Raw genomic sequence first — 7,801 nt, forward strand, 5'->3', positions numbered from 1 at the left:
ATTCAAGTCGTTCAGAATTTACCGAATGTTACCATCAAAACTTCCTTTTTTGCCACGGATATTTTACTAGACAATCAAAAATGCATCGGAATCATTGGATTTGATGAAAAAAGCGAAGTGACATCCATCATAGCAAAAGCAACCGTTTTAGCTACTGGCGGCTCTGGACAAGTTTTTGGCGTGACTTCAAATCCATTTGTTTCTACAGGTGATGGCGTTGCGATGGCGTATCGAGCGGGAGCAAAATTGGAAAAAATGAAATACATTCAATTTCATCCCACAGCACTTTACGAACCTAATAAAAGTCAGGCGTTCTTAATTACTGAAGCCATTCGTGGTTTTGGTGCTCATATTTTGAATCAAAAAATGGAACGTTTTGTTTTTCAATACCATCCAGATGGCGAATTAGCAACTCGAGATATCGTTTCGAAAGCCATTTCGGATCAAATGAAAAAAGAACATTCGCAACACGTTTGGCTCGATGTAAGGCATTTACCTATAGAATCGTTTAAAACGAAATTTCCAAAGGTTTACAACTATTGCTTTGAAAATGGCATTGATGTTTCGAAAGATTTAATTCCGATAACTCCAGCAGCGCATTATCAATGTGGCGGAATTGTCGTGGATGAAACGGGAGCTACTTCTATCAAACAATTATTTGCTATTGGAGAATGTTCGCACACCGGACTTCATGGTACCAATCGATTGGCTTCGAATTCATTATTAGAAGCGATTGTTTATGCGCATGATTTAGCGAATCATCTGATTTCTTCAATAGATACGATTAAATTGAATAAGTCTGAAATTACGCCCATTCGTTATAAAAACATTCATCACGACCAAATTTTGCAATTCAAAAACCAACTGCAACATTTCATGAAATATGATGCTTTGTACACTTCGGGGAAAAATACTGAAAAAGTATATGAAATGGTCACCGAGATGAGCAAACGCTTCAAAATGAAGTTCAAATTTTATAATTCGCATCCGTTTTTATGTGAAACTTATAATTTGATTCAAACCGCAGAAATTATTTTAAAAGATTGTTTACCAAAAAGATATCGTGTAAAATCGGTTAAAAAAGAAAAAACTATTTCGTAATGCTGAATCTATTTGCCCATCCAAAACGCATTTTTTTTGTGCTTTTCGTTTGTTTTCTAGCGTTTAGCATTTGGATTTATGCCATTCCGCTTTTTAGCCCAACTCCTTATTCTGAAAAAGAACTTCATTTAGTAGCCGAAGGTCGATTGGTTTGGCAAAAACACAACTGTCATACGTGTCATCAATTGTATGGTTTAGGCGGTTATTTGGGTCCGGATTTAACGAATGTGTATTCGAGAACTGCGAATAACGAAGCATATATCAAAGGCATAATAAAATCGGGAGTAAAACAAATGCCTGCTTTTGAAATTTCGGATGACGAAATGAAAGCGCTTTTACACTTTTTGAAAAATGTAGATGCCACCGGAACATCGAATCCGCAAGATTACCAACCTGAAATAATAGGAACTTTTAGTTTAGAAAAGAAATGAAGAATTTTGGAATTTGGCTCATCAGAATAGCTCTTGTATTGTTTGTTTTAGGCTTGTTTTTTGGACATTTGGCTTCCGAAAGTTACCGCATTACCCAACCAAAATCGGGTGTTATGGGATTTTTATCGCTTCGTCCGCTTCATGTGAGTAGCGCATATTTGGGCATCATAACTGCTGGATTAGGTTTTGTAACACTGATTATTGCGAAAATGAAAACCACACGTTTTGGTACTTTTTTACAATACTTGCATTTTTTACTTTGGATAATTGCTTTGTTAGGAATTTTCTACAGCTATTTTACAGGTAATTTTGGAGGAAGAGAATATTGGGAATTCAATCCCGTTTGGGCTTTACCGATATTTATTTCCTTCATTGTTTTCTTAGTTTTCTATCTGCATCAGGTTGGATTTTCTATGAAATGGCCCGTTTATTATTGGATGTGGCTTACTGGAATTATCTTCTTTATTTTTACTTTCATCGAAAATTATTTGTGGATTTTTCCTTATTTCAGACAACATTTCATTGCCGATATGACAATTCAATGGAAAGTAAATGGTTCGCTCGTGGGCGCTATCAATCAAATTATTTATGGCGTTGCTTTTTATTTGATGGAAAAAATTAGTGGCGATGAAAAATCGTCCTATCAAAAACTATCATTTGCCATGTATTTTCTGGGAATGTTTAATTTGATGTTCAATTGGGGACACCATATTTACTTGCTTCCTACCGAAAAATACATTCATTACATCGCTTATGCTGTAAGCATGACCGAATGGATTATTCTGATTCGTATTTTCTACAAATGGAGTCAACAAATCAAAGAAAACAGACAATTTTACTACTTTTTCCCTTATCGCTTTTTAATGGCTTCTGATTATTGGGTAACGCTAAACTTAACCCTCGCCTTATTCATGTCGATTCCAGCCATCAACTTATATACGCACGGAACGCATATCACGGTGGCGCATGCTATGGGAACTACCATTGGGATTAACACGATGATTATTTTGGCTGGTATTTTTTACTTTATTAAACCGTCTTTTAATTCAGCTAAATGGCGATTGTATGGAAGCATTGCGTTTTGGATTGTACAAGTTACCCTATTACTTTTTCTAATTTCCTTAATTGGAATGGGTGTTCAACGTGCGATTTGGCAAGCCGGATTGACTTCGGATAGCTTTAGTAAAATGAGTAGTTCTAGTGGAAATTGGGTTTTACTTTTCATTATTTTGGGAACGATTTTAATGTTTAGTATGGCGAGTTTCTTTATCTATCTTTTGATTCAATCTTGGAAAAAAAATAAATTGAACATTGAAGAATAAATTTATCCTAAAAATACGCTGATAAAAATCAGGTGAAATATCATAATTCCATTGTATATTTGGCCTTTAATTCTTTCAAATTTATCATTGCTTATGTTTTCAAAATCATGCAATTATGCTATAAAAGCCACTATATTTATTGCTAAACATTCCTTAGAAGAAAAAAAGGTAGGTTTTGTTGATATCGCAAAAGAAATCGATTCGCCACAAGCGTTTACAGCTAAAATTTTACAAATACTAGTAAAAGCAGGAATTATCGAATCAGTAAAAGGGGTAAATGGTGGATTTTATATTCCAAAAAAAAGAATTAAAAAAACTTTCTTAGTTGAAATCGTTGATGCTATTGATGGCGATGCCGTTTTTCATGGTTGCGGATTAGGTTTATCACAATGTTCTGAAACACATCCTTGTCCGGTGCATGATAAATTTAAAAGTATTCGTGATGAATTAGCGCATATGCTAGAAACCACGAATTTAGAAGAATTAGCTTTGGGAATTAAATCAGGAGAAACTTTCTTGAAATCGCTATAAAACCAATTCTTCTAAACAGCAGCATTTTTTTAAAACTGAAACATCAAATTCATAAAGATATTTCGTCCCATTCTTGGAAGGTTATTCCAATCGGTATAAGTGGTATAGTTGGCATCGAACATGTTTTCAACACCTGTATTTAGTATTATTTTTGATTTCTCAAAAGTGAATTTATAACCCAAATTAGCATTTACAATTGCATAATCCGGTGTTTTGTCTTCACCATAAAAAGCGTTATATTTAGTTTGTGTAGCATTTCCTTTTAGTTGTAATTCCGAACTAAATTTTCCAGGTCTAAAGCCTAAAGAAGTCATGTAATTAAACGGACTCATAAAAGGCAATCCGTTGTTTTCATAGTCTTTTCCTAAGTTATATACGAATTGTCCTTTCCAAATCCATGCGACTGAAAATTGATAACTTACGTTAAAATCCGAAGATAAAATAGTCGCATAATCTAAAGCGGTATACACTTTTATTCCATTTGCACCAATAGTCATAGGCGCTACCGAAGCATCCGGAATTCCGATGATATAATCGTATATATGAAAATACGAAGCTGATAATTTTGTTTGCCATTTGGCATTTTTGAAACCAATATTGGCATTTCCTTCTAAGGATTTCTCGTTTTTTAAATTAGGGTTTCCGATGTAATCAAATCCATCAAAACTGTTGTACAAATAAAAACCATAACCTTCTGAAACTGATGGAGCGCGTTCGCCATAACCCATTCCGAATCCATACGAAATTCCGTCTTTGTTGTAGAAATAATTAGTGGAAACACTTTTTAGGAATCGAGATTTTGAAGCTTCCATTTCAGGATAAAAAATCTGTAAACTTTGCAAGCCGAAATCACTCACAACGTTGTTATTATGAAACCCTAAATTCGTAGTAAACTTCAAATTAGAATGACAATTGATTTCGAAATTATCTTCCAAATAAATTCCAGTGTACAAGGTACGAACATCAGGCCAAGTGTACATAAACATTAAGTTTTCGTTTGGATCAGACGGATACATCGTCATTTCGGCAACGGAACGATTGTAAAACGAATTCAAATTGGCTAAAAATTGATGTTTTTTGTATTTCCCGTTTACTTTGGAATAAAAACCATAAGTGTCGCTCCAACCTGGCATATCCATGTGAATAGGAACATCTGGGCGTTTGGTGTCGTCCATGGTGTGCGTAATCGTATTGAAATAGAGTTTGGTTTCCCAATTATCGATTTGCTCTAAATTAGGTTTATAATTGAATTTCAATGAAGTAATCAAAGCTTCCGCTAGAGAAACATCCATTGGTAACGCAGGATAACCGACATCGGTAGCTCTATCAAAAATTACCGAAGCTTCAATGTTTTTATTAGGCGCCAATCGATAACCCGAAGTTGCAGATAAATTCAATTTTCTGAACTGTGAAAACTGAATTTCTTTATCATTTCCAGCTTTATAATTTTCGGCATCTCGAAACATCACATCAGTATCAACATAAAACAAACTATCAGCATAATTGATGGCAGAACCAATGATTTTTTGACGATTATTCGTTTCATAACCTGAGTTAACAAAGAATTCCCAACCCGAATTGGTAAATTGACGTTGGCTTCTTTTTAAATCAATTGAACCACCAATCGTATTCCCATGACAACTGCCTTGTTGTCCAGATGAAATCGTAGCTTCAGACAAATTTGATACTTCAACATAGGAAGTTACTGGGTCCATTTTATCGGTACAAGCACCAAAGATTCGCATTCCGTCGATGGTAACTACAGTTCGCTCGGTTGCCATTCCGTTGATGATGGGTTCCCAAGCATAAGCACCTCGTTTGATTAAATCTACTTTAGTTGATTTTTGCAGAAATTCGTCTAAAGTAGCAAGTGTTTTGGTTTGTTTTTCGTGCAAAGCTGCTTTTGTTCCCACTACCAAAACTTCTTTAAGCTCTTTGGTTTTAAGAGAATCCGCTTCTTGACCAAAAGTAAAACAAAACGAAAGTGACAGAAAAAATACTATTAATTTTTTCATGATATAAAAGTTTTAAAAAAGGTTATTATAGTTTCATAACAACCTTTTTTATAAGTAAAAATTAAAATTCGATTTCGAAGAAAATACTACTAGCAGTAACTGTTTCTGTGATTTCTTCTCCTTTTAAGATGGTTCCTTCGGCGTTAGCTAATTGTAAGTTGATTTTCCAATAACCTGTCATGGTTAACGATAATTTTCCATCGTATAATCCACCTGCTAAAGTTTGAGTCGCATGAACGTTATTTGGAGAGGTATGATTTCCCATACTTGGCATTCTTGGGTCGATTTTTACGGTATAACCATCCACAACTGGGAACGTCATCATGTTTTGCATTTTCCAAACACCAACTTTCATATCGTTAACCGCTACTTTTGGATGATGAGGCTCAATGTAAGCCAATAAATACTTAACACCATCTGAACCTGTAAATGTATTTACTTTACGTTTTGCAGAAGCAGGCACGTCAATTACATCTGTAACTGTATAATCTACACCATTTATAGTGTAATCGATTTTTAAATCCCAGTATTCGGTTTCATTTTGAGCCATTTGAAACATGATATAGCCTTTGTATAAAGTTCCGTTTTCAGTTACTTTTTCTACTGCAGAATAGGGACATGAATGCGTCATCATAGTCATGTGCATTAGTGGAGCCCAACTCACTTCTGCATTTTTTATATAATTGTTGGTTGCGTTTTCTTTGATTCGTAGGCTAATTTCATTGTATCCTTGTTCTAAACTTCCCATGTGAGAATACAATTCAATAGTATGTGTATCGTTAGTGATTTCTTTAAATTTAGTAATTCCTTCTAATTCATTTACAGCAGTTTCATCATCGTTTGAACAAGACACGAAAGTTAAGGCCATAGCAAAAATGGCTACAATATATTTTATTGAAGTTTTCATTATATTTTTTTAATTAAAGTGATTGTAATTGCATCTGAAATGTGATTTTCAGAGAAATTATGATATAAGTTGAGTGGGTTAATTCAGAAAATGAACTAACAAAAACCAATATTTAATTAAGAAATAAATGTGGGTGGATGAAAGAAGGCACAATCATTCAAGTGAAAGTAAAGGTTAGAATAATTGTTACCAATAGAAGTTTTATTTAAAAAATAAATTTGTCTAATTTCTATAGGTAGAATTTCCTGAAAAAATACAATTTCAGTTTGTTCGAAAGATATCTTTTTTTCAGAAGAATTTTCAGAATTACTTTCGGAAGCTTTTGCCAATTGTTTTGCCAAGTGACACTTACCGTTACATTTCAATTCAGGTTTGGATTTGTTCTCACAAAGGTTAGTTACAATGTAATCATAATTCACAGCATACTCTAAAACCGGAAGTATCGGCTTCAGGAACATTAACGCGGTTAATATGATTTCAGTCATATTTTTATTACTTTTATTGAAATTAATTTGTGCTTTTCTAAAATAACTGAAACCTATAACATAACCCCCTTATGCAGATAGATTTAGATTTATTATTTACTTGGGGCGCTATTGCCAAGGAGTACAAGAAAAATGAAATCATTTTTCACGAGGAAGAATCTGCGAATTTTTATTATCAAATTATTGAAGGTTGTGTAAGAATGTACAATTCTAATGACGAAGGAAAAGAATTTACTCAAGGCTATTTTAAAAATGGTCAGAGCTTTGGAGAACCACCTTTGTTTATTGATGAACTATATCCTTCTACTGCCGTAGCCTTTAAAGATTCGAAAATAATAAAAATTTCGAAGGAGAAGTTTTTGAAAATTTTAGAAGAATATCCTTTTATTCAGAAACAATTCTTGAATTTAATGGCAGAACGAATTCACACAAAAGCCAAAACCACAAAAGATATTGTGAATCAGAAACCTGAATTTAGAATCATTGCTTTTTTAAATGCTCATAAAAATCCAAATTGTGCAAAAAAAGAATTGGTTGAATTTACAAGACAAGAAATTGCCAACTTTACTGGTTTACGAGTGGAAACAGTGATTCGAGAACTTTCAAGAATGAGCAAAACGAATAAAGTGGAAATTATTAATCATAAATTATATTACTGATGTCTTTTAAAACAACTTTTTGGATTCGGTTTTCGATTCTTAATCTAATGCTTGTTGCATTATTAGGACTTCTAATGCGTTACAAGATTCTTTTTGAATTTCCACTTCTCGATCAAAAAAGTGTACAACATTCGCATTCTCATTTTGCTTTTGCAGGTTGGGTAACCCATACTTTAATGACGTTACTAGTCGCTTTTTTACAAAAACACGATACACTCAATAAAATCACATTTAAAAAATACAATCTTGTTTTAATCGGGAATTTAATTTGCTCTTACGTAATGCTAATTTCCTTTATTATGCAAGGTTATGGAGCGATTTCTATTACTTTTTCAACCCTTTCTATTTTT

General features: G+C 33.5%; 8 protein-coding genes and 1 pseudogene. 6 read left to right on the top strand and 3 right to left on the bottom strand.

The annotated features are described in order from the left end of the window. From L6Q46_RS10985 to L6Q46_RS11000, 4 genes are all read left to right on the top strand, one after another. On the top strand, positions 1 to 1,101 hold a 1,101-nt coding region (locus tag L6Q46_RS10985; RefSeq protein WP_291284341.1), incomplete at its 5' end, for an FAD-binding protein. Next, positions 1,101 to 1,532, top strand: a complete 432-nt coding sequence (locus L6Q46_RS10990) for a cytochrome c (RefSeq protein ID WP_084329730.1) — start codon at positions 1,101 to 1,103, stop codon at positions 1,530 to 1,532. The genes L6Q46_RS10985 and L6Q46_RS10990, both read left to right, overlap by 1 nt. After that, positions 1,529 to 2,854, top strand: coding sequence for a cbb3-type cytochrome c oxidase subunit I (locus tag L6Q46_RS10995; protein ID WP_291284342.1), 1,326 nt, complete (start codon positions 1,529 to 1,531; stop codon positions 2,852 to 2,854). The genes L6Q46_RS10990 and L6Q46_RS10995 overlap by 4 nt, the downstream gene beginning before the upstream one ends. Positions 2,855 to 2,947: 93 nt before the next feature. Then, a complete protein-coding gene (locus L6Q46_RS11000) occupies positions 2,948 to 3,385 on the top strand; it encodes an Rrf2 family transcriptional regulator (protein ID WP_291284343.1) in 438 nt (145 codons plus the stop codon). Between the two features lie 29 nt (positions 3,386 to 3,414). Here the strand turns inward: L6Q46_RS11000 and L6Q46_RS11005 are convergent, their stop codons facing one another. From L6Q46_RS11005 to L6Q46_RS11015, 3 genes are all read right to left on the bottom strand, one after another. Then, positions 3,415 to 5,400 (bottom strand): TonB-dependent receptor, encoded by a 1,986-nt coding sequence (locus L6Q46_RS11005; RefSeq protein ID WP_291284344.1) that lies wholly within the window; start codon positions 5,398 to 5,400, stop codon positions 3,415 to 3,417. Positions 5,401 to 5,461: 61 nt separating this feature from the next. Further along, complete coding sequence (locus tag L6Q46_RS11010; RefSeq protein ID WP_291284345.1) at positions 5,462 to 6,307, bottom strand: hypothetical protein; 846 nt, start codon at positions 6,305 to 6,307, stop codon at positions 5,462 to 5,464. A 116-nt stretch (positions 6,308 to 6,423) separates the two neighbouring features. Beyond that, on the bottom strand, positions 6,424 to 6,792 hold the full coding sequence (locus tag L6Q46_RS11015) for a hypothetical protein (RefSeq protein WP_291284346.1): 369 nt from the start codon (positions 6,790 to 6,792) through the stop codon (positions 6,424 to 6,426). A 71-nt stretch (positions 6,793 to 6,863) separates the two neighbouring features. Here L6Q46_RS11015 and L6Q46_RS11020 point away from each other — a divergent pair, with 71 nt between their 5' ends. Further along, positions 6,864 to 7,451, top strand: a complete 588-nt coding sequence (locus L6Q46_RS11020) for a Crp/Fnr family transcriptional regulator (RefSeq protein ID WP_291284347.1) — start codon at positions 6,864 to 6,866, stop codon at positions 7,449 to 7,451. Between the two features lie 47 nt (positions 7,452 to 7,498). Then, positions 7,499 to 7,801: pseudogene (locus L6Q46_RS11025) on the top strand (hypothetical protein); the annotation flags it as partial.

Origin of the sequence: Flavobacterium sp. (assembly GCF_023151265.1) — a bacterium.
Classification (GTDB): Bacteria; Bacteroidota; Bacteroidia; order Flavobacteriales; family Flavobacteriaceae; genus Flavobacterium.